Source organism: Duganella kummerowiae (assembly GCF_053572355.1).
In genome coordinates this window covers 55565-77494 of record NZ_JBKFEH010000011.1, presented here as the reverse complement: position 1 = coordinate 77494, position 21930 = coordinate 55565, and the positions used below count along the sequence as shown (strand labels likewise).

General features: G+C 67.0%; 20 protein-coding genes. 6 read left to right on the top strand and 14 right to left on the bottom strand.

The features are described from left to right. Nucleotides 1–34: 34 nt before the first annotated feature. Together ACLB1G_RS16365 and ACLB1G_RS16360 are read left to right on the top strand one after the other, a co-directional pair. Nucleotides 35–1660 (top strand): methyl-accepting chemotaxis protein, encoded by a 1626-nt coding sequence (locus ACLB1G_RS16365; protein WP_491628294.1) that lies wholly within the window; start codon nt 35–37, stop codon nt 1658–1660. Nucleotides 1661–2001: 341 nt separating this feature from the next. Next, the gene (locus ACLB1G_RS16360; protein ID WP_491628293.1) at nt 2002–3228 is read left to right on the top strand and encodes a M24 family metallopeptidase; all 1227 of its coding nucleotides are present in this window, start codon (nt 2002–2004) and stop codon (nt 3226–3228) included. A 42-nt stretch (nt 3229–3270) separates the two neighbouring features. On the opposite strand, the gene ACLB1G_RS16355 is transcribed toward ACLB1G_RS16360, so the two are convergent. The 11 genes from ACLB1G_RS16355 to paaA all read right to left on the bottom strand — a co-directional run bounded on the left by ACLB1G_RS16355 (nt 3271) and on the right by paaA (nt 15407). After that, the gene (locus ACLB1G_RS16355) at nt 3271–4881 is read right to left on the bottom strand and encodes a CehA/McbA family metallohydrolase domain-containing protein (RefSeq protein ID WP_491628292.1); all 1611 of its coding nucleotides are present in this window, start codon (nt 4879–4881) and stop codon (nt 3271–3273) included. A gap of 136 nt (nt 4882–5017) precedes the next feature. Further along, nucleotides 5018–7063, bottom strand: a complete 2046-nt coding sequence (paaZ, locus tag ACLB1G_RS16350; protein WP_491628291.1) for a phenylacetic acid degradation bifunctional protein PaaZ — start codon at nt 7061–7063, stop codon at nt 5018–5020. A gap of 19 nt (nt 7064–7082) precedes the next feature. Next, nucleotides 7083–7694, bottom strand: coding sequence for a phenylacetic acid degradation protein PaaY (gene paaY, locus ACLB1G_RS16345; protein ID WP_491628290.1), 612 nt, complete (start codon nt 7692–7694; stop codon nt 7083–7085). A 76-nt stretch (nt 7695–7770) separates the two neighbouring features. Then, a complete protein-coding gene (paaK, locus tag ACLB1G_RS16340) occupies nt 7771–9087 on the bottom strand; it encodes a phenylacetate--CoA ligase PaaK (protein ID WP_491628289.1) in 1317 nt (438 codons plus the stop codon). A gap of 46 nt (nt 9088–9133) precedes the next feature. Then, nucleotides 9134–10864, bottom strand: coding sequence for a 3-hydroxyacyl-CoA dehydrogenase (locus ACLB1G_RS16335; protein ID WP_491628288.1), 1731 nt, complete (start codon nt 10862–10864; stop codon nt 9134–9136). A gap of 3 nt (nt 10865–10867) precedes the next feature. Continuing rightward, the gene (gene paaG / locus ACLB1G_RS16330) at nt 10868–11659 is read right to left on the bottom strand and encodes a 2-(1,2-epoxy-1,2-dihydrophenyl)acetyl-CoA isomerase PaaG (protein WP_491628287.1); all 792 of its coding nucleotides are present in this window, start codon (nt 11657–11659) and stop codon (nt 10868–10870) included. An 18-nt stretch (nt 11660–11677) separates the two neighbouring features. Beyond that, a complete protein-coding gene (gene paaE, locus ACLB1G_RS16325; RefSeq protein WP_491628286.1) occupies nt 11678–12766 on the bottom strand; it encodes a 1,2-phenylacetyl-CoA epoxidase subunit PaaE in 1089 nt (362 codons plus the stop codon). 5 nt (nt 12767–12771) lie between these two features. After that, nucleotides 12772–13365: a 1,2-phenylacetyl-CoA epoxidase subunit PaaD gene (gene paaD, locus ACLB1G_RS16320; RefSeq protein ID WP_491628560.1), complete on the bottom strand. Its 594-nt coding sequence runs from the start codon at nt 13363–13365 to the stop codon at nt 12772–12774. 17 nt (nt 13366–13382) lie between these two features. Continuing rightward, on the bottom strand, nt 13383–14135 hold the full coding sequence (gene paaC / locus ACLB1G_RS16315) for a 1,2-phenylacetyl-CoA epoxidase subunit PaaC (protein ID WP_491628285.1): 753 nt from the start codon (nt 14133–14135) through the stop codon (nt 13383–13385). Nucleotides 14136–14151: 16 nt separating this feature from the next. Continuing rightward, nucleotides 14152–14436 (bottom strand): 1,2-phenylacetyl-CoA epoxidase subunit PaaB, encoded by a 285-nt coding sequence (paaB, locus tag ACLB1G_RS16310; protein WP_491628284.1) that lies wholly within the window; start codon nt 14434–14436, stop codon nt 14152–14154. Beyond that, nucleotides 14433–15407, bottom strand: a complete 975-nt coding sequence (gene paaA, locus ACLB1G_RS16305; protein ID WP_491628283.1) for a 1,2-phenylacetyl-CoA epoxidase subunit PaaA — start codon at nt 15405–15407, stop codon at nt 14433–14435. Before paaA ends, paaB begins: the two co-directional genes overlap by 4 nt. Nucleotides 15408–15575: 168 nt before the next feature. On the opposite strand from paaA, the gene paaX reads away from it, so the two are divergent. Then, nucleotides 15576–16496 carry a phenylacetic acid degradation operon negative regulatory protein PaaX gene (paaX, locus tag ACLB1G_RS16300; protein WP_491628282.1) on the top strand — a complete coding sequence of 307 codons (921 nt, stop codon included), beginning with the start codon at nt 15576–15578 and terminating at the stop codon, nt 16494–16496. Here paaX and ACLB1G_RS16295 read toward each other — a convergent pair. Next, nucleotides 16493–16720: a DUF2442 domain-containing protein gene (locus ACLB1G_RS16295; RefSeq protein ID WP_491628281.1), complete on the bottom strand. Its 228-nt coding sequence runs from the start codon at nt 16718–16720 to the stop codon at nt 16493–16495. The two genes, paaX and ACLB1G_RS16295, sit on opposite strands and share 4 nt — an antisense overlap. A 7-nt stretch (nt 16721–16727) precedes the next feature. Then, entirely contained in the window at nt 16728–16967 is a 240-nt protein-coding gene (locus ACLB1G_RS16290; protein WP_491628280.1) for a DUF4160 domain-containing protein, read from the bottom strand. A gap of 295 nt (nt 16968–17262) precedes the next feature. Between ACLB1G_RS16290 and ACLB1G_RS16285 the strand changes: the two genes are divergently transcribed. From ACLB1G_RS16285 to ACLB1G_RS16275, 3 genes are all read left to right on the top strand, one after another. Beyond that, the gene (locus ACLB1G_RS16285; protein ID WP_491628279.1) at nt 17263–18390 is read left to right on the top strand and encodes a M14 family metallopeptidase; all 1128 of its coding nucleotides are present in this window, start codon (nt 17263–17265) and stop codon (nt 18388–18390) included. 221 nt (nt 18391–18611) lie between these two features. Next, complete coding sequence (locus ACLB1G_RS16280; RefSeq protein ID WP_491628278.1) at nt 18612–19352, top strand: ABC transporter ATP-binding protein; 741 nt, start codon at nt 18612–18614, stop codon at nt 19350–19352. Nucleotides 19353–19362: 10 nt separating this feature from the next. Beyond that, nucleotides 19363–20565 (top strand): ABC transporter permease, encoded by a 1203-nt coding sequence (locus ACLB1G_RS16275; protein WP_491628277.1) that lies wholly within the window; start codon nt 19363–19365, stop codon nt 20563–20565. A 7-nt stretch (nt 20566–20572) separates the two neighbouring features. Here ACLB1G_RS16275 and pmbA read toward each other — a convergent pair whose 3' ends face one another. Next, on the bottom strand, nt 20573–21925 hold the full coding sequence (pmbA, locus tag ACLB1G_RS16270) for a metalloprotease PmbA (protein ID WP_491628276.1): 1353 nt from the start codon (nt 21923–21925) through the stop codon (nt 20573–20575). Nucleotides 21926–21930 lie beyond the last annotated feature (5 nt).

Here is a 21930-nt window from a genome sequence, read left to right as displayed (position 1 = left end):
TCGCAAACGGCCGCCCGGACCACGGAGCACTAACATGAAAATCGCACACAAAATGCTCATCGTCCCGGCGGCAGCCCTGGCCTGCCTGCTGGCCATGGGGGCGCTGTCCTACCTCTCCATGCAGCAGAATGAACGCCGCATGCAGGATTTGAAGGACGTGACCTTCGCCGCCCTGCGCTCGGCCACGCAGCAAAGCATCGTGCTGGGCCAGGTGCACGCGGCCAGCTACGCCAAGATCGCCATCGCCGCCAGCCTCAAGGAAGAAGAGCTGGCCGCCTATGGCAAACAGGCCGCCGGCCAGCTGGAGACCATCGCCAGGGACCTGGGCCCACTGCGCCAGGTGGAAGGCGCCCGCCAGGAAGTGGAACAGGCCCTGCCCCTGATCGAGAAATACCGCGCCGGCGTGGCCCAGGCGCTGGACCTGGCCTCCATGGACCCCAACACCGGCGTCGCCTCCATGCAGGGCGCCGACACCCAGTACCAGCAGGTGCGCACCCTGCTGGGCAATGTGGTGTCCAACCTGGGCAAGCAGACCGACGCCGCCCTGGCCGACAGCAAGGCGGCCGACCAGCGCGCCACCTGGATCACGCTGGCCACCATGCTGGCCGGCTTTGCCGCCATCGCGGCGGTGGCGGCTTCCGTCACGCGCGCCGTGGTGCATCCCATCGCCGACGCTTGCCGCGCCGCCGAACAGCTGGCCGCCGGCGACCTCACCGCCCGGGTGGAAGTGAAGCGTGACGACGAGATCGGCGCCATGACGCACGCCCTGGGCACCCTGGTGCAAAACTGGACCCGGCTGCTGGGCGAGATACGCCAGGCCGGCGGCACCATCACCCAGGAAGCCAGCGAGATCGCGCAGGGCAATGCCGACTTGTCGGCCCGCACCGAATCGCAGGCCAGCTCCCTGCAGCAGACAGCCGCCTCCATGCACGAGCTGACCGGCACCGTGCGCGAGAACGCCGACCATGCGCGCCAGGCCAACCAGCTGGTGCTGTCGGCCTCCGACGTGGCGCGCCAGGGCGGCCAGGTGGTGGGCCAGGTGGTGGACACCATGGCCTCGATCCGCGACAGCTCGAGCCGCATAGTCGACATCATTGGGCTGATCGACTCGATCGCCTTCCAGACCAACATTTTGGCGCTGAACGCGGCCGTGGAAGCGGCGCGTGCCGGCGAGCAGGGGCGCGGCTTCGCCGTGGTGGCCACCGAGGTGCGCGGACTGGCGCAGCGCTCGGCCCAGGCGGCGCGCGAGATCAAGGGCCTGATCGAGGATTCCGTCTCCAAGGTGGAAGCGGGCAGCAAACTGGCCGACGCGGCCGGCCAGACCATGGACAACATCGTGGACTCGGTGCGGCGCGTGACCGAGATCATGAACGACATCACGGTGGCCAGCCAGCGCCAGACCAGCGGCATCGAGGAAGTGAACGCCGCCATCACCGAGATGGACGACCTCACGCAGCGCAACGCGGCCTTGGTGGAGCAATCGGCGGCGGCCGCGCAAAGCATGCAGGACCAGGCGCATGACCTGCTGAAAGCGGTCAGCGTGTTCCGCCTGGCCGATGGCGCAGCCAGCGCGCCCACCGCCGCAGTGCGCCCGCAGCCGCCCCAACCCAGCCACGGCAAGGCGGGCAAGCTCCCCAGCCCGCAACTGGACCACGCCTGAGCCACCTCACCCCAGTGTCCACCCCCGGTGTCCACCCCCGGGTGTCAGATCTGCCATTGGTACATGAGTCTGCCTCTCCAAGCGGCCTCATGTACCAATTGTCCACCCCCGGGTGTCAGATCTGCCATTGGTACATGAGTCTGCCTCTCCAAGCGGCCTCATGTACCAATGGCAGATCTGACACCGGGTTTCCGGGTTTGACATGACACCGGGTTTGACAGACGCCGGGTTTAGACACCGGGTTTATGCGTAAATTGGCACAATCGGGCGCGGCGGCTTTTCGCTTGGCGGCAACGCTGCTATGATCGGCGCGCTCAAGCAATCATTCAGGGAGAGGCAACATGACGATAGGCGGCACCACCATGGAACAGGCGCTGGCCGCCTTGTCCGACATGACGGCAGGCGCCGTCCCCATCGGCAGGGATGAACACCTGGCGCGCATCGCCCGCGCCCAGGCCTACATGCAGGCGCAGGGCGTGGCCGCCATCTACCTCAACGCCGGCGCCAGCCTGACCTATTTCACCGGCACCAAATGGCACGCCAGCGAACGCATGGTGGGCGCCATCCTGCCGGCCAGCGGCGCACTGGAATACATCGCGCCCGCCTTCGAGGAAAGCACGCTCAAGGACTTCATGCTGGTAGAGGGCGCCGTCAACTGCTGGCACGAGCACGAAAGCCCGTATCAGCTATTCATCGATACCCTGGCCCGCATCGGCATCGCCCCCGATGCCAGCCAGCCGCCGCGCATCGGCATCGACGAAAGCGCCGCCTTCTTCATTTACGACGGCATCCGCCCGCTGGCCGCCGGCTACACGCTGGAAAACGCCATGCCGGTGACGGCGCACTGCCGCACCCGCAAGTCGGCCGCCGAAATCGCGCTGATGCAGCGCGCCATGGACATGACCCTGGCCGTGCACGTGGCCGCCGCCAGCATCCTGCGCGAGGGCATCACCACGGTGGAGGTGGAGGAATTCATCCAGCGCGCCCACCGCAAGGTCGGCGCTTCCGGCTCCTATTTCTGCATCGTGCTGTTTGGCGAAGCCACCGCCTATCCGCACGGCGTCAGCTACGTGCAGACCCTGAAGCCGGGCGACATGGTGCTGATCGACACCGGCTGCAAGCTGCACAACTACATCTCGGACATCACCCGCACCTATGTGTACGGCACGCCGACCGCGCGCCAGCGCCAGGTGTGGGACAGCGAGAAGAAAGCCCAGGCCGCCGCCTTCGCCGCCGCGCAGCTGGGCGTGGCCTGCGAGGACGTGGACCGCGCCGCGCGCGCCTCGCTGGAAGCGGACGGCTACGGTCCCGGCTACAAGCTGCCCGGACTGCCGCACCGCACCGGCCACGGCATCGGCCTGGACATCCACGAATGGCCCTACCTGGTGGGCGGCAACAAGACGGCGCTGGACGTGGGCATGACATTCTCCAACGAACCGATGATCTGCATCCCCGGCGAATTCGGCATCCGCCACGAAGACCATTTCTACATGACGGAAACCGGCCCGCGCTGGTTCACCGAGCCGGCCCGCAGCATCGACGACCCGTTCGGGCTGGCGCAGCAATAACACCTGCCGCAGGCGGGAGCGGCGCCGCTCCCGCGTCCCCCATCAGCGCAGCGTCACGAACACGGGGTTCGAATAGAACCACAGGCTGCGGTAATTGCGGTCGTTGATGTCGTTGAAACGGGCGGTATTGTCGGCGGTACTGGTACGCTGGTCGGCCAGCGGTTCGCCGCCCTGGGTCAGGCCGGCCACGTCGGTGCCCAGGTTGGTGCCGCGCAGGCGGAAATACTGGTTGCGGCTGGCCGTGGTTTCATAGCTCACGCTGTAGTAGCCATCGGCATCGACCTTCCAGTCCGCGCTGGTGAAGCGCTTGACCACGCGCGTGCTGGCGTTGGTGGCCACGTTGTAGGCGGCGCTGCCGGCAGCCGCCCTGGGGCCGACGTCGCCGGCGATCAGGTCAACATGGTCCACCACCGGCTTGACATTGGCGGGCGTGCCGCTGTCCACCGGCTTTTCGTAGTTATTCCTGGCCGGGCTCTTGAAGCGGATGGTGATGGTGACCTTGTCGCCGCTGCCCACTTTCAGCTCGCCCCCCATTTCCTTGCGGTCGTCCTTGCTGGCCAGGTTGAAGTCCAGCGCATTGATCAAGTCCCCGTAGACCGAGAACATCTTGCCCGAGCGCAGACCCTGCAGCAGGTCTCTCGCGGTGGGCGTGCCCTGGGCGCTGTTGAACACATAGTTCTTCGCGTACTCGCCGGGGAAGTAGCCGCTGCTGTTGCCGCCCACGATCTTGAAGTGGGTATCGGAATCGGTCAGGTTCCAGATGTGCCGGCCCTCGCCCAGCAGCGCGTCCCAGGGGCCGCCCAGCTTGGCCACCACGTAATCGACGCCGCCGTACACGCGCAGCAGCGCATTGTCGTCGGTATAGGCCGCCGTGTAGCCGCCGCGGTCCGGCTCCATCTGGTTGCCCACCATGCCTTCGATGGCGAACACGATGTTGGGCGCCGCATCGTTGAAGGCGCGGAAGTCGGCAATGGTGTAGCTGCCCTTGTTGCGCGAGGGGTGGTTGATGACGGCGTAGCTGGTATCCGGGTAGTTCTGCTTGAGCCAGTTGATGGCCTGCAGCGCATCGTCGGCCGTCTTGTTGTAGCGGGTGTCGCCGTACCTGGCCTTCCAGGCGGCGACATCGGCCGGGTCGAACATGGCGGCGTCGCGGGTGGTGAACAGGTATTCGAACTCCTTCATGCCCTTGGTGCTGGAAGCGAGCTTGCCGGCGCCTTCGAACAGGCCGATGCCGATGTGGTCATGGGTGGGCATGTCCCACTCGAAGCCCGAGAATATCAGCTTGTCGGCATAGGTGCCGGCGGCCTGCAGGGCCTGGATGCGCGGGATCTCGTAGCGCTCGGCGCCTATCGACATCGGGATGGAGGCGGCCAGCGGCGCGCCCTTCTCGTCGCGCGTGGACACGCGCAGGTGGTTGCTGACCGCCATCCAGTCCAGCCCATACGAGGTGAAGGCCTTGGACAGGATTTTGTCCAGGGTCTGGCTGACGTCGGCGTCGGCCGACTGCGTGGTGTGGGTGTGCAGGTCGCCGGCCAGCCAGCGGCCGCTGGCGATGGGCGGCACGCTGCTGGCGGGATCGTCGCTGCCGCCGCAGGCGACGGCGGCGAACATGACGGCAATGGCGGCGGGTATGAGAAGTTGGGAAGGTTTCATTTTCTTCGTCCATCTGAAGTGCGTGTGAGGAGGGCGCACTCTAGCAACGGCTTGTGACGGGAAAATGACCTCTATCCGCATATGCCGATAAAGGCGGCCGCTGCGCCGAATTCGGCACAGGGCGGGTTAGTGCGGCTCAGGCGCGCTTCATGACCAGGGTCAGGATGTCGTAGCTGGCCACCAGTTCGTCGCGCTGGTTGGTGACCTGCACGTCCCAGGCCACCACGCCCTGGCCGCGTCCCTGTTCATCCGTACGGTTGCGGTCCACCTTGCGCTTGCAGGTCAGGCGCGCGCGTATGGTGTCGCCGATCGCCACCGGGGCCACGAAGCGCAGGTTGTCCAGGCCGTAGTTGGCCAGCACCGGCCCCGGCGCGGGCGAGACGAACAGGCCGGCCGCCGCCGACAGCACGAAGTAGCCGTGCGCGATGCGCTGGCCGAATTGCGTGTCGCGCGCGGCGATCTCGTCGAAGTGCATGTAAAAATAATCGCCGGAGACGCCGCCGAAGTTGACGATGTCGGCCTCGCTCACGGTGCGGCGGTGCGTCAGTAGCGAGTCGCCGATGCGCAGTTCCTCGAAGTGCTTGCGGAACGGGTGCTGCTCGCTTTCCCGCACCTGGGCGCCGCGCACGTACTCGCCGGTGACCGCCGTCAGCATGGTGGGCGAGCCCTGCACGGCGGCGCGCTGCAGGAAGTGCTTGACGGCGCGTATGCCGCCCAGTTCTTCGCCGCCACCGGCGCGTCCGGGGCCGCCGTGCTTGAGCTGCGGCAGCGGCGAACCGTGGCCGGTGGAATCCACCGCCGCCTCGCGCTCCAGTATCAGCACGCGGCCGTGCGAGGCGGCCGCGCGCGGCACGGCCCAGGCGGCGGTGGCGGCATCCCTGGTCACCAGCGTCGAGACCAGGCTGCCCTTGCCGCGCGCCGCCAGCGCCAGCGCTTCGTCCATGTCCTCGTAGCTGATGATGGTGCCGACCGGGCCGAAGGCTTCCACATCATGCACGGCGTCGTTATGCATGCCGTCGCGGCACAGCAGCAGGGTGGGCGCGAAAAAGGCGCCATTCTCCCCGCCCTCGCCCAGCGGCCGGAAGCCGTCGCGCTCACTCAGCAGTACCTCGTTGCCGCTGGCCAGCTGCGCCACCCGCGCCGCCACGTCGCGCTGCTGCTCCAGCGAGGCCAGCGCGCCCATGCGCACGCCCTCGATGGAGGGGTCGCCCACGCTGACCCTGGACAGCCGTTCGCGCAGCCTGCCGCCCACCGCATCGGCCAGCTGGCGCGGCACCAGGATGCGGCGGATGGCCGTGCACTTCTGGCCCGCCTTGCCGGTCATCTCGCGCGCCACTTCCTTGATGAACAGCTCGAACTCGGGATCGTCGGGACTCACGTCGGGCGCCAGGATGGCGCAGTTGAGCGAATCCGCCTCCGCCGTGAACGGCACCGAATGGGCGATCAGCTTGGGGTTCACGCGCAGGCGCGCCGCCGTGTCGGCCGAACCGGTGAAGGTGACGGCGTCCTGCCCTTGCAGCCGGTCCAGCAGGTCGCCGGTGCCGCCTATCACCAGCTGCAGGCTGCCCTCCGGCAGCAGGCCGGAGTCGTGGATCATGCGCACCAGCGCCTCGGCCAGGTAGCTGGTGGCCGTGGCCGGCTTGGCGATGCAGGGCATGGCGGCCAGGAAGCTGGGTGAGAACTTCTCCAGCAAACCCCAGACGGGGAAGTTGAAGGCGTTGATGTGCACTGCCAGCCCGCCGCGCGGCACCAGGATGTGGGTGCCGGCGAAACCGCCGCGCTTGCCCAGCACCAGCGCCGGGCCTTCGTGCAGCACGTTGGACGAGGGCAGCTCGCGGCTGCCCATGCTGGCGTAGGCAAACAGGGTGCCGATGCCGCCTTCGATGTCCACCCAGCTGTCCGGGCGGGTGGCGCCGGTCAGGTGCGAGATGGCGTACAGCTCTTCCTTGCGCTCCATCAGGTACAGGGCCAGCGCCTTGAGGCGCGCGGCGCGCTGCTGGAAGTCCAGCGCCATCAGGGCCGGGACGCCGGTGGTGCGCGCGTAGGCCACGGCTTCCCCGAAGTCGATCTGCTCGGCGTGGGTGTGGTGGATCAGGGCGTTGTTCAGGGCGCCGTGCAGCGGCGTGGCCGCTTCCTTGCCTATCCAGCGGCCGGCGATCAGGCTTTGCAGGGTGGTTGCCATACTGCTGTCTCCATTGTTTTCAGGGGGCGGCGTTCTTGTGCAGGTGCAGCGGCAGCGCGCTGTCCCAACGGATGCGCTGGCGATCCGCTTCCGGCTCCGCCAGCGCCTCGGTCTCGCGCATGGTCTGCGCCGAGCGCACGGCCAGCTCCTGGTACTGGGCGGTGCCGTCGGTCTTCCAGCGGATTTCGCCGTCGCTCAGGGACCGCACCACCCGGGCCGGGGCGCCCACCACCATGCTGCGCGGGGGGATGTCCATGCCGGCGCGCACGAAGCTCATGGCGGCCACGATGCTGTCGGCGCCGACCACGGCGTTGTCCATCACCACCGCGTTCATGCCGACCAGCGCGTTGCGGCCGATGCGGCAGCTATGCAGGACGGCGCCATGGCCGATATGGCCATCACGTTCGACCACGGTGTCGCATGCGGGGAAGCCGTGCATGACGCAGGTATCCTGCAGGTTGGCGCCCTCCTCCACGAGGATGCGGCCAAAGTCGCCGCGCAGGGAGGCCAGCGGGCCGATGTAGCAGCGCGGGCCGACGATGACGTCGCCGATCAGCACCGCGCTGGGGTGGACGTAGGCGCTGGGATGCACCACCGGGGTGACGCCGTTGATTTCGTAGACTTTTACCATGGATGGTGTCCTGTGCGATGCTGCACGCTCGGCATGGGCTGCCGCCTTCGCGGCAGCGACGTGCAAGCGGCGTGGTTCAATGTCGGGGGCGGCGGTCGATCACGCGCCTGGCCTTGCCGGTCAGGGTGCGTTCGATGCCGTTGCAGGGCACCAGCCGCACCTGCGTGCCGACGCCGACGTGGGTCTTGATCAAATGCCGCAGCTCGGCCGCCAGGGTTTCGCAGCGGGTGGGCGAGGCGTCCGCATCGGGGCGCAGCTCGGCCACCACCTCCAGCTGGTCCAGGTGACCGTCGCGCGAGAGCACCAGCTGGTACTGCGGCGCCAGCGCGGGCAGGCGCAGTATCAGTTCCTCTATCTGCGAAGGGAATACGTTAACGCCACGGATGATCAGCATGTCGTCCGAGCGCCCGGTGATCTTGCCGATGCGGCGCATGGAGCGCGAGGTGGGCGGCAGCAGCCGCGTCAGGTCGCGCGTGCGGTAGCGGATGATGGGCAGCGCGTGCTTGGTGAGCGAGGTGAACACCAGTTCGCCCTCGGCGCCCTCCGGCAGCACCTCGCCGGTTTCGGGGGCTATGATCTCGGGGTAGAAATGGTCTTCCCAGATCACCGGGCCATCCTTGCTCTCGATGCATTCGCTGGCCACGCCCGGCCCCATCACTTCGGACAGGCCGTAGATATCGACCGCAGCTATGCCGGCGCGCTGCTCGATCTCGATGCGCATGGCGTCGGTCCACGGCTCTGCGCCGAAGATGCCCACCTGGAGCGAGCTGGCCGCCGGGTCCAGGCCCTGACGCTGGAATTCCTCGATGATGTTCAGCATGTACGAGGGCGTGACCATGATGATGGAAGGCTGGAAGTCCTGGATCAGCTGCACCTGCTTTTCGGTCTGCCCGCCGGACATGGGCACGACGGTGCAGCCCAGCCGCTCGGCGCCGTAGTGCGCTCCCAAGCCGCCGGTGAACAGGCCGTAGCCGTAGGCGATGTGCACCATGTCGCCGCGCCGCCCGCCCGCTGCGCGGATGGAGCGCGCCACCAGCTGGGCCCAGGTATCGATATCCTCCTGGGTGTAGCCGACCACGGTAGGCTTGCCGGTGGTGCCGCTGGAGGCATGCACCCGCACCACGCGCTCGCGCGGCACGGCGAACATGCCGAACGGGTAGTTGTCGCGCAATTCCTTCTTGCCGGTGTAGGGGAAGCGCGCCAGGTCGGACAAGGACTTGAGGTCATCGGGATGCACGCCGGCCGCGTCGAAGGCGCTGCGGTAGTGCGGCACATGCTCGTAGGCGTGGCGCAGCGACCAGCGCAGGCGCTGCAGCTGCAGGGCTTGCAGCTCGTCGCGGCTGGCGCGCTCGATAGGCTCCAGCTCGGACGGCTGCGGCAGGCGTTGGATCATGCTGGTCTCCCCGATACTCTTTCATTAGACGGAGCCGGCGGCGGCGTCACGCATGGAAGCTCCCTCCCGCCGCCTGCTTGCGGCTCAGCAGCGGCGATACGCGGTAGCGGTCCTCGCCATAGCTGGCGGCCAGGTTGTGCAGCACGGTGACGATGTGGTCCAGGCCCACGGCGTCGGCCCAGGCCAGCGGGCCGAGCGGATAGTTCACGCCCTTCTGCATGGCCAGGTCGGCAGCGCGGGCGCTGCAGACGCCCTGGTTGACGGCGTCGGCGGCCTCGTTGGCCAGCATGGCCACGGTGCGCATCACGGCCAGTCCGGGCACGTCATCCAGCAAGGTCAACGTGTAGCCGGCGGCCTGGAACATGCCGACCACGGCCTGGTAGCCGGCCTGCGAGCACTGGTCGGCGCGCGCGATGGCGATGCGCTGGGCGCTGCCGTAATCGAGCGCCAGGTCAAACACGATGGTGTCCGGATGCTGGTTGGCGCGGGCGCGCTCGGTGGCGCTGCGGCCGTCGGTCAGGTAAACGGCGGCGCCGTTGCAATGGAAAGCCGGCGTATCGGCGTCGCCATGGCGGGCGCCCTTGCCCTCGCCTATCCTGCGGTGCGCGACATGCAGGCCGGCCTGGCGCAGCCGCGCCGCCAGCGCCGCCACCAGCACATCCTGGCCGGCGTGGGCGCGGTGGCCGCCATAGGGTGCTCCCTCGCGCGCGCCATGCACGGCCTGCATGGCGGCGGCGGCCGTATCGGCGCCGGCATCAGCGGCGGCCTGCAGCGCATCCTGACCCGCCACCGCACTGTGGGCCACGTAGCCGGAGGCAGGCATGCTGCGCGCGCCGGGCGCGCTGGTGTAGGCCACATACTCGGGCCGGGCCTGGGGCGCTTCCGCCCTGGGCTGCGGCGCTTGCACGTTGTCGCCATAGGCATAGCAGCCGCGCCCGGATTTACGGCCCAGGAAGCCGGCGTTGACCAGCTCCCGCTGCAGCACCGAGGGCGTGAAGCGCGGATCATGGAAGCAGGCGTTGAACACGGATTCGGTGACGGAGAAATTGACGTCATGTCCGATCAGGTCCATCAGCTCGAATGGCCCCATGCGGAAGCCGCCCGTTTCGCGCATCACGGCGTCTATGGTGGCGGCGTCCCCCGCGCGCTCGGACAGCAAACGCCAGCCCTCCGCATAGAAGGGCCGCGCCAGCCGGTTGACGATGAAACCGGGCGTGGACTGGGCGTGCACCGGCGTCTTGCCCCAGGCGGTGGCGGTGTCGTGCACGGTGGCGGCCACCGCGGCTTCGGTGGCCAGCCCGCTCACCACCTCCACCAGCGCCATCAGCGGCACCGGATTAAAGAAGTGCATGCCCACCACCCGCTCCGGGCGGCGCAGTCCGGCGGCTATGGCGGTCACCGAGATCGAGGAGGTGTTGGTGGCCAGGAGGCAGTCGTCGGCCACCACGGTTTCCAGCTCGGAGAACAGCGCGTGCTTGGCCTCCAGCTTTTCCACGATGGCTTCCACCACCATGGCGGCATCGGCCAGGTCGGCCAAACGGACGGCTGGCAACAGGCGCGCCAGCGCGGCCTGGGCTTCGGCGGCGCCCATGCGCTGTTTTTCCACCAGCTTGCCGTAGGCGCGGCCGATATCGGCCAGCGCCCTGTCCACCGCTTCCGGGCGCTGGTCGTACAAACGCACCGTATGGCCGCTGGCCGCCGCCACCTGGGCGATGCCCGCACCCATGGCGCCGCTGCCGACCACGCCGACCACGCTGCCGCGCACCAGGGCAGCCATGGCTTACTTTCCCTGGAAGCGCGGGGTGCGCTTTTCAATGAAGGCGTTCACGCCTTCGCGGAAATCCTCGCTGCGTCCCAGCTCGCTCATCATGCCGCATTCGAGCACCAGCTGCTGCTGCAGGTTGTTCTGCGGGCTGGCGTAGATGGCCTGCTTGGTGAAGGCCAGGCCCTTGGTGGGCGCCTGCGCGAAGTGGCGCGCCATGGCTTGCACGGTCACGCCCAGGTCCTCGTCCGGCACGCACTTCCAGATCAGGCCCCAGCTTTCGGCCTGCTCGGCGCTGATTTTCTCGCCCAGCATGGCCATGCCCATGGCGCGCGCGGTGCCGACCAGGCGTGGCAGGAAATAGGTGCCGCCGGTGTCAGGTATCAGTCCCAGCCTGGCGAACGCTTCGACGAAGCTAGCCGATTTGGCGGCCACCACGATGTCGCAGGCGAACACGATGTTGGCGCCGGCGCCTGCCGCCACGCCGTTCACGGCGCAGATCACCGGCATGGGCAGGCCGCGCAGGGTTTGCACCAGGGGCGCGTAATTGCGCTCGATGGAGTCGCCCAGGTCGACCGGACGGGCGCCCGGCTCGAATTCCCGCTCGGACAAATCCTGGCCGGCGCAGAAGCCGCGCCCGGCGCCGGTCAGCACCAGCACCCGCACGCTCTTGTCGCGCTGGACTTCGTGCAGGGCGTGGCGCAGTTCATCGTGCATGGCCTGGGTGAAGCTGTTCAGCTTGTCCGGGCGGTTCAGTGTCAGTTCGGCGATGCCGTCGCTGACCTGGAAGAGGATGTTTTCGTAGTTCATGGGCGTCCCGTCGTATTGTTACTCGGCTTGGTCGAAATCGATCACTACTTGGTCCGTCACGGGGAAGCTCTGGCAGCTGAGGACGAAGCCGCGCGCGATTTCGTAATCCTCCAGCGCGTAGCTGGCGTCCATGTCCACCTTCCCCTCCACCACCTTGCAGCGGCAGGTGGAGCACACGCCGGCCTTGCAGGAATAGCGCATGTCCAGCCCTGCCTTGAGGCCGGCGTCCAGCAGGCAATCCCGGTCCCGGTCCATGCGGAAGCTGCTGTGGTGGCCATCCATGATGACGGTGACTTCCGTTTGGTGGCGCGCGGCTGCCGCATCCTGCCGCCCGGGCTGCCGGCCTGGCTGCCGCCCGCGCGCAGGGGCGCCGGCCGCGAACAGCTCCATCCTGATCGCGGACTTGGGCAGGCCGGCTTCCTGCAGCGCTTGCGAGACGCCCTGCATCATGTCCTGCGGGCCGCAGATGAAGGCGGCGTCGATGCCGGCGCGCACCCAGTGTTTGAGCAGCAGCGCAGCCTTTTCCCTGGTGAGGCGGCCGTTGAACAGCTCGATGTCCTGCTGTTCCCGGCTCATCACGTAGGCCAGGTTGAAGCGGCCGGTGTAGAGGTCCTTGAGGTCGGCCAGTTCGTCCTTGAAGATCACCGACGAGGAGGCACGGTTGCCGTAGAACAGGGTGAAGCTGCTGCCCGGCTCCGTCATCAGCGTGGTCTTGATGATGGAGAGGATGGGCGTGATGCCGCTGCCGACTGCGAAAGCGACGTAGTGCTTGCTGTTGGACGGGTCCAGCGGCAGGTGGAACTGGCCCGCGGGCGGCATCACGTCGATGGTGGCGCCGGGCTGCAGGGTGTCGTTGGCCCAGCCGGAGAACAGGCCGCCCGGGGTGCGCTTGATGGCCACGCGCAGGGTGTTGTCCTGCACGGCGGAGCAGATCGAATAGGAACGCCGCACTTCCTGGCCGTCGATGGTGGCGCGCAGGGTCAGGTGCTGGCCGGGCTGGTAGCGGAAGCGTTCGCGCAGGGCGGCCGGCACGTCGAAGGTGACGGCGATGGCGTCGCGGGTCTCCTTGCGCACCAGGGCGACAGTCAGCGGGTGGAATAGTCTCATGGCGTTCAGTGGCACTTGAAGTAATCGAAGGGCTCTCGGCAGTCCAGGCATTTGTACAGGGCCTTGCAGGGCGTGGAGCCGAACTGGCTGGTCAGTTCGGTGTGTGCGGAGCCACAGTGCGGACAGGCCACCGCCACACGCGGCGCAGCGCGCCGGCTGATGGCGCGGCGGGCGTCGCGCAGGGCACTAAGCGCGATGACATGCTCGGCCGGCGGGGCGATGCCGTAGGCTTGCAGCCTGGCTTTCGCTTCGGGGCCCAGCCAGTCGCTGGTCCAGGCCGGGGCCAGCTGGATTTGCAGCCGCGCCTCCACGCCGTGCTGCCGCAGCGCCGCGCTGATGGCGTCGGCGATGACTTGCGTGGCCGGGCAGCCGGAATAGGTCGGCGTGATGGTGACCGTGCAGCTGGCGCCGTCCAGCGCCACATCGCGCACGATGCCCAGGTCGACGATGGAAATGACCGGGATCTCGGGGTCGGGGATGGCGGCCAGCCAGTTCCACACCATTGCGGCGCGCGGATCCCCGGCTGCGTGCGGTTCAGCGTGTGCTTCCCCGTGCGCGGCCGTAGGGCGCTCCGGAGCGACGGCGGTGGTGGTGGGGATAGGCACGGTGAGCCCCCCTACCACGTCGCGCCGGGATAGGCGCGCTGCAGGTACTGCATCTCGGCCAGGATGTAGCCCAGGTGCTCGGTGTGGCGGCCCTGCTTGCCGCCGTTCTGCATCCAGGCGTCGGCTGGCGGCATGGCCAGCGTGGCTTCCTCGAAAATCTCCGCCACGTGCTCCAGCCAGGCGGCGCGCAGCAAGGCGGCGTCCGGCGCCACGCCCTGCTGCGCCATGGCCAGCTCCACCTCGTCGCAGACGAACAGTTCGCCGCTGTACATCCACAATTCATCGGCGGCGGACTGCGTTTTGGCGTGGCTGATGGCGGTGCCGTCGCCCATGCGCACGATCAGGTCGCCGCTGCGGCGCACGTGGTAAGTGACTTCCTTGAGCGCCTTTTGCGCGATGCCGGCCACGCGCGCATCGCTGGCGTCGCACAGGCCGCGCAGCAGGAAGTAATGCCAGGTGTCGAACAGGAACTGGCGCATCATGGTGTGCGCGTAATCGCCGTTGGGCTGCTCGACCAGCAGGCAGTTCTTGAAATCGTGGGCGTCGCGGTGGTAGGCCAGACTGTCCTCGTCGCGGCCCTGGCCTTCCAGTTCGCCCGCGTATTCGTACCACATGCGGGTCTGGCCCAGCAGGTCCAGCGCCACGTTGGACAGCGCCATGTCCTCCTCCAGCGCCGGCCCCTTGCCGCACAGGGCGCACAGGCGCTGGGCGAGGATCAGGGTATTGTCGCCCAGGCGCAGCAGATAGCTTACTTGGGGGTCCATGCCGACCTCACGGAGCTCACAGGTTTTTCACTTCTTCCGGCATCGGGAAGAAGGTGGGATGGCGGTACACCTTGCTGTTGGACGGCGCGAACAGCGCCTCCTTGTCGGCCGGGCTGCTGGCCACGATGTCGGCCGCGCGCACCACCCAGATGCTGACGCCCTCGTTACGGCGAGTGTAGACATCGCGCGCATGATTGACCGCCATTTCCGCATCCGGCGCATGCAGGCTGCCCACGTGCTTGTGGGCCAGGCCGTGCTGGCTGCGGATGAACACTTCCCACAGGGGCCATTGCTTGCTCATGCTGCCTTCCTTTCTGCGTGCGCCGCCAGGGCGTCGCGGAACCACTGGCCGTCTTCCCAGGCCTGGACCCGGGTGCGCAGGCGTTCGCGGTTGCAGGGACCGTTGCCCTTCAGGACGTTGTGGAATTCATCCCAGTCTATCTCGCCGAACTCGTAGTGGCCGGTGGCGGCGTTGAACTTGAGGTCCGGGTCGGGGATGGTCAGGCCCAGGTACTCGGCCTGGGGCACGGTCTGTTCCACCATGCGCTGGCGCAGCTCGTCATTGGAAAACAGCTTGATGCGCCACTGCGCCGACTGCGCGCTGTTGACCGAGGCAGCATCCGACGGGCCGAACATCATCAGCGACGGCCACCACCAGCGGTTCAGGGCATCCTGCGCCATCTGCTTCTGCTCCGGGGTGCCGCGCGCCAGCGCCAGCATGATGTCGTAACCCTGGCGGGCGTGGAAGGATTCCTCCTTGCACACGCGCACCATGGCGCGCGCGTACGGGCCATAGGAGCAGCGGCACAGGGGGACCTGGTTGATGATGGCCGAGCCATCCACCAGCCAGCCGATGGCGCCCATGTCGGCCCAGCTCAGGGTGGGGTAGTTGAAGATGCTGGAGTATTTGGCCTTGCCGCTGTGCAGGGCCTCCAGCAGCTCATCGCGCGACACGCCCAGGGTCTCGGCGGCGCCGTACAGGTACAGGCCATGGCCGGCCTCGTCCTGGATCTTGGCCAGCAGGACGGACTTGCGCTTGAGGGTAGGCGCGCGCGTCACCCAGTTGGCCTCCGGGAGCTGGCCGACGATCTCGGAATGGGCGTGCTGTGAAATCTGGCGTATCAAGGTCTTGCGGTAAGCCTCCGGCATCCAGTCCTTGGGCTCGATTTTCACGCCGGCGTCTATGCGCTGCTGGAAGGCGCGTTCTTCTGCGCTCATGTCGTCCGGGGCGCGCACCTGCTTGAGGCCGGTATCCACCAGTTGTGCGTACATGGGGTGTCTCCTCCACATCGTGATGGGGACATAATACGATACGGTTTTTAGAATTGCTACCGATTTTTTGACTCAATTAAAACGGCAGTATCTTGTTTCCAATAATTCAAAAAATTGTGCGGTTGCAGCGCAAGAGACCAGTAAACTGTGAACAGGAGCGAATATCAGATGAAAACCATGAACTGCAACGAATGGATAGCCCAATTCCTGGCCGGCGACCCGCCGCGTTCCAAGTCGCTGGTGGTGACCATCTTTGGCGACGCCATCGTGCCGCATGGCGGGACGGTGTGGCTGGGGAGCCTGATCGAGCTGCTGGCGCCATTCGGGGTCAATGACAGGCTGCTGCGCACCTCGGTGTTCCGGCTGGCGCAGGAAGGCTGGCTGGGCGCCCAGCGCGACGGCCGCCGCAGTTCGTATTCGATCACGCCGGGCGCCATGGCGCGCTTCATCCACGCCTACCGCCGCATCTACGCGCCACTGGAGCTGCACTGGGACGGCAGCTGGACCCTGGTGCTGGCCGGCGACCTGGACCCCGCCGAACGGGCGACGGTGCGCAAGGAGCTGCTGTGGGAAGGCTACAGCATGATCGCGCCCGGCATCCTGGGCCACCCGTCCGGCGACGCCGACGCCCTGCGCGAATTGCTGCAGCGCCTGGGCGTGGCGGACAAGCTGTACGTATGCCGCGCCAGCGCCCTGCCCGGCGTGGGCGCGCGTCCGCTGGGCGAGCTGGTCGCGCAGGGATGGGACTTGAGCGGGGTGGCGGGCGGCTACCGGCGCTTCATCGAACAGTTCCAGCCCTTGCTGGCCCTGCTGCACGGAGGCCAGAAGCTGGCGCCGCAGCAGGCCTTCATGGTGCGCACCCTGCTGATCCACGCCTACCGCCGGGTTCAGCTGCACGATCCGCAGCTGCCGGTGGAATTGCTGCCCGATCCGTGGCCGGGCGCCCAGGCCTACGAACTGGCGCGCGACATCTATCGCCTGGTGGCCGACGCCGCCGAGCAGCACATCCTGGCGGCCCTGCGCCGCGAAGACCCTCAGGCCGGCGCCGCCGAGACCTCCTTCCACGAGCGCTTCGGCGGCTTGCGCTAACGACGGGCAGCGAAGGTCAACGGAAAGGCGGATGGGTTCAGAATGGAAGCCAGCGAGAGATCGACATCCAGTGCGGGCCAGTATAAATGGCCGGGATGAGGCTGCTCAACCTGCCGCAGCACGGCCAGGTCGTGCCCCCTGAACCAGGGAAAATCAGCGAACCTGAGAGGGAATTGAACGCCTTCCAGTTCAAGCAGAAATCCATCGCCGGTCAGGTCGGACACTGAAATCTCAGGGCGAGAAATGCGCATTCCAGGCATCTGCAATCTCCTTTCTATGCTCGCTGACGAATTGTAGAGCCCGCCGCAATTGTCCAGGCGACAAACCACTGGAAGAGGCTGCCTCAACAGATGGTTCTATCCAGATCTTCGCCGTGCCGTCCGGATTGGACACGTGAACATGCATACGGGTTTCTTCACGGGAGAAAAAATAGTAGCGGTATTGCCCATCCCGAAAAATGGTTGGTGACATAGTGTACTCCTCGCCAAGGCGCGCTGCCGCGTCATTCGACCCAAACTAGCACTCCCCTTGGCTTGCGGCTTGATATGGACTAAATCGTACGCCGCCCGAGGATACGGCTGCGGGCCGGGGCAAAGCGGGTATCATTGCGCCTCTGCGCCACAAGCGCACCGATACTTGGAGGGCGTTTCAACATGAGCGTGGCCAGGCGCTGCGACGAAGACAGTGCGCCGGCACGGCGAGGAGCTGCAACGACGCCATGGTCATGTTGAAACGTCCTCTCACTCTGAACTCAACAGGACCTGCAATGCCTATCAAAATCAGCCACCAATTCGATGCTGGCGCCATCGACGTGCTGCGCGCGGATGATCCTTCCGCCATCGCCCTCAACATCCGCAAGGACTCGCACGCCGACATCACGCAATGGTTCTATTTCCGCGTCCAGGGCGCGGCCGATACGGCCCTCACCATGCGTTTCCTGAATGCCGGCCAGTCCGCCTACCCGGCCGGCTGGGAAGACTACCAGGCCGTGGCCAGCTATGACCGCGAAACCTGGTTCCGCGTGCCCACCAGCTACGACGGCAGCGTCATGACCATCGAGCACACGCCCGAGTACGACAGCGTCTACTACGCCTACTTCGAACCCTATTCGTGGGAGCGCCACCTGGCCCTGCTGGACAGCGCCCAGCAATCGCCGCTGGTCAAGCAGGTCGACCTGGGCAGCACCGTGGAGGGCCGCGACCTCAACATGCTGGTGATAGGCGATCCGGACGCCGGGCAGAAAGTGTGGGTCATCGCCCGCCAGCACCCCGGCGAAACCATGGCCGAGTGGTTTGTGGAAGGCATGGTCGAAGCCCTGCTGGACCCGGCCAACCCGCACGCCCGCCAGTGCCTGAACGAAGCCGTGTTCTACGTGGTGCCCAACATGAACCCGGACGGTTCGGTGCGCGGCAACCTGCGCACCAACGCGGCCGGCGCCAACCTGAACCGCGAATGGCTGAACCCCACCATGGAGCGCAGCCCCGAGGTCTACCTGGTCAAGCAGAAGATGCATGAAACCGGCGTCGACCTGTGCCTGGACATCCACGGCGACGAAGGCTTGCCCTACGTATTCGTGGCCGGCAGCGAATCCCTGCCCACCTTCACGGCCGAACAGGCGCAAGCCCAGCAGCAGTTCATCGCCGACTTCAAGATCGCCAGCCCGGACTTCCAGGACGAGTACGGCTACGGCGAAACGCCGTACACCGAGGAGACCCTGACCATGGGTTCGCCGCACATCACGCACGCCTTCGGCTGCCTGTCGCTGACCCTGGAAATGCCGTTCAAGGACAACGCCAACGATCCCGATCCGCAGGCCGGCTGGAGCGGTGCGCGCAGCATGGAGCTGGGCAAGTCCATCCTGCAGCCGGTATTGCTGGCCCTGCGCCGCCAGTAGCAGGCCGCTTCAACAAGACCGTGGCGTCGTTGCCGCTCCTGGCCGTGCAGTCGCATTGTGGTCGGAGCGGCGCCTCGCCACGCCCGTTTTGAGACGTCCTCGACAACCCGTCGCTCATCCCCGCAAAACCGCCGTTCGTCCCGTGCCCGCTTGCTAACCAGGTAAGTCTGCCCGTATATTTGATGCCAGCATTGCAAGCTCAGCTTACATAAGGGATCGATATGATAGAGGCAGTCGCACTACAGAAGACATTCAAGGGCAAGGACAAGCAGCCGGTCCACGCGGTCCAGTCGGTGTCCTTCACCAGCCGTCCGGGCCGCGTGCTGGGCCTGCTCGGCCCCAACGGCGCCGGCAAGACCACCACCCTGCGCATGCTGTCGAGCGCCATCGCGCCGACCGCCGGCGAGGTGCGCGTGATGGGCACGGCGCTGTCGCTGGACCAGACCGAGCTGCGGCGCCGCATCGGCTTCCTGTCCGGCCACACCGGCTTGTACGGCCGCCTCACCGTGCGCGAGAACATCGCCTACTTCGGCCGCGCCTACGGCCTGCAGGGCGCCGCCCTGGAGCAGCGCGTGCAGCAGCTGATCGAGCAATTCGGCCTGCAGGCCAACGCCGGCAACCAGGTCGAAAAACTGTCCTTCGGCACCAAGCAGCGCGTGGCCATCGCCCGCACCGTGGTGCACACCCCCGCCATCCTGATCCTGGACGAACCGACCACCGGCCTGGACATCCTGGGCGCCAAACTGGTCAGTGACTTCATCCGCGACTACAAGGCCCAGGGCGCCGGCATCATCTTCTCCACCCACCACATGCACGAGGTCGAACAGCTGTGCGACGACATCTGCATCATCACCAGCGGCCGCAGCGTGTACGAGGGCGGCATCGCCGGTCTGCTGCAGCAGACCGGCAAGGCCACGCTGCACGACGCCTACCTGCACACCATCCTCCAACACCAAGCCTGAAGGCCCGACCATGTGGAACGTATTTTTCAAGGAAGTGCGCGAAGTGCTGCGCGACAAACGCACCCTGATGTTCATGCTGCTGATGCCGGCCGTGGTGATGCCGGCCCTGCTGTTCGGCTACCTGTCGCTGGCCAAGAACATGGCCAGGCAGGAATCCGTCAAGGAATTGCGCTACGCCGTGGTGGCGGCCGACGGCGCGCCGCTGCTCAAGCAAACCCTGGCCGCCACCCGCGGCCTGCAGCTGCTGCCGGCGGAATCTGAAAAGGCGGCGCGCGACGCCATCGCCGCGCATCAGCTGGACTTCGCCCTGGTGCTGAACGGCGCCGGCGAGCGCGACATCCTGGATGGCCGCCAGCCCATCGTCAGCCTGGTGTACAACACCGCCACCGTGTTCGACGGCGTCGGCAAGCGCATCAAGCCGCTGCTGGGCGAGGCCTATACCAAGCGCATGCGCGCCGCGCGCCTGCAGCTGCTGTCGGTGGACGCCTCGGCCGCCGAGGCCATCAACTCGCCCTACACCCTGGCCGTGTTCAGCACTGCCAGCGAGCGCGAACGCATGGGCGAAACCATGGGGTCACTGATCCCCTACCTGCTGCTGATGCTGGGCCTGTCCGCTTCGCTGGCGGTGGCGATCGACATGGGCGCCGGCGAGAAGGAACGCGGCACGCTGGAATCGTTGCTGCTGCTGCCAACCTCGCGCGCCAACATCGTGCTGGCCAAGTTCCTCATCATCTTGTCGGTGGGCGCCATCTGCGGCACCATCGGCATCACCTCGCTGGGCGTGTGCGCCGGCTTCATGTTGCACAGCTCGGAAAGCCAGCTGCTGGGCAGCCTGATGCAGGACGTCGGCGTGGTGGATTTCCTGCAGCTGGCGCTGCTGATGCTGCCGGCCTACGGCATCCTGGCGGCGCTGCTGCTGGCGGTATCGTTCTTCGCCCGCAGCCACAAGGAGGCGGCCAGCTACGGCACCCAGCTGATGGTCTTCCTGATCGTGCCGATACTGATCGCCATGCTGCCGGGGATGAAACTGCAGGGCGCGCTGGCCCTGGTCCCGATCACCAACATCTCGCTGGCCATCAAGGAACTGGTCAAGGGCACGCTGACGGCCGGCAGCTTCGCCCTGGTGCTCGGTTCCACCGTGGCGGTGGCGGCCGCCCTGCTGGCCCTGTGCATACAATGGTGCAAGCGCGAGGCCATCCTGTTCCGCTCGTAGAGTATTCTCAGGCTCCGCCTATCACCATCCTGTCGATCAAAATGGAGCCGGTCTGCTTGGTGCCCCGCACCAGCACATCGGTTCCCACCGCGACTATGCCGGCCAGCATGTCCTTCATGTTGCCGGCAATGGTGATTTCCTCCACAGGGAACTGGATCATGCCGTTCTCCACCCAATAGCCGGCCGCGCCGCGCGAATAGTCGCCGGTGACGTAGTTGGTGCCCGATCCCATCAGCTCCGTGACCAGCAGGCCCGTGCCCATCTTGCGCAGCATGGCGGCGAAGTCGTCGCCCGGCTGAGTCAGGGTGGAAGTGAGCGACAGGTTGTGCGAGCCGCCCGCGTTACCGGTGGTCTGCATGCCCAGCTTGCGGGCCGAATAGGTGGACAGGAAATAGCCCTGCACCACGCCATCCCGGACCACGTCGCGCGCCACGGTGCGCACGCCTTCCTCGTCGAAGGGCGCCGAACCGACCGCGCCCAATACATGCGGATCCTCGTGGATCTGGATGTGGGAGGGCAGCACCTGCTTGCCCAGCGAGTCGAGCAGGAAGGTCGACTTGCGGTACAGCGCCCCGCCCGAGGTGGCCTGCACATAGGCGCCCAGCAGGCCCACCGCCAGCGGCGCCTCGAACAGCACCGGGCAGGTGCGGGTGTCGATGGAGCGCGCATTCAGGCGCGCCAGGGCGCGCTCGGCGGCGTAGCGGCCTATGGCTTCGGGAGCGGCCAGGCGGGCCGGATCGCGCGCGGAACTGTACCAGTCGTCGCGCTGCATTTTGGCGCCCTTGCCGGCAATGGGCGCCACCGACAGCGTGTGGCGCGAATACGGGTAGCCGGCCATGAAGCCGCGCGAATTGGCCGTGACGAAGTGTGAGGCCTGGGCGTGCACGCCGGCGCCCTCGCTGTTGGTCACGCGCGGATCGACGGCGAAGGCGGCCGCCTCGGCGCGCTGGGCCAGGGCCACGGCTTCCGCGGCGCTGATATTCCAGGGATAGTGCAGCTGCAGGTCGCGCGGCGCGCGTTCCAGCAGTTCCTCCTCGGGCAGGGCGGCGCAGGCGTCGTCGGCCGTGTAGCGGGCGATGTGGTAGGCCGCTTCCACGGCGGCGCGCAGCGAGGCCGGTGAAAAGTCGGAGGTGCTGGCGTTGCCGCGCTTGTCGCCGACATACACCGTGACCCCCATGCCCTTGTCCTTGTTCAGTTCCATGGTCTCGACCTTGCCCTTGCGGACGCTGACCGACAGCCCGCTGCCCTCGCTGAAATCGACCGCGCAATCGCTGCCGCCGGCCTGCCTGGCGTAGGCCAGCACGTCGCTGGCAAGCTGTTTCAACTGGTCCTGGGTGTGGGTAAACTGGCTGTTGCTCATCTGCG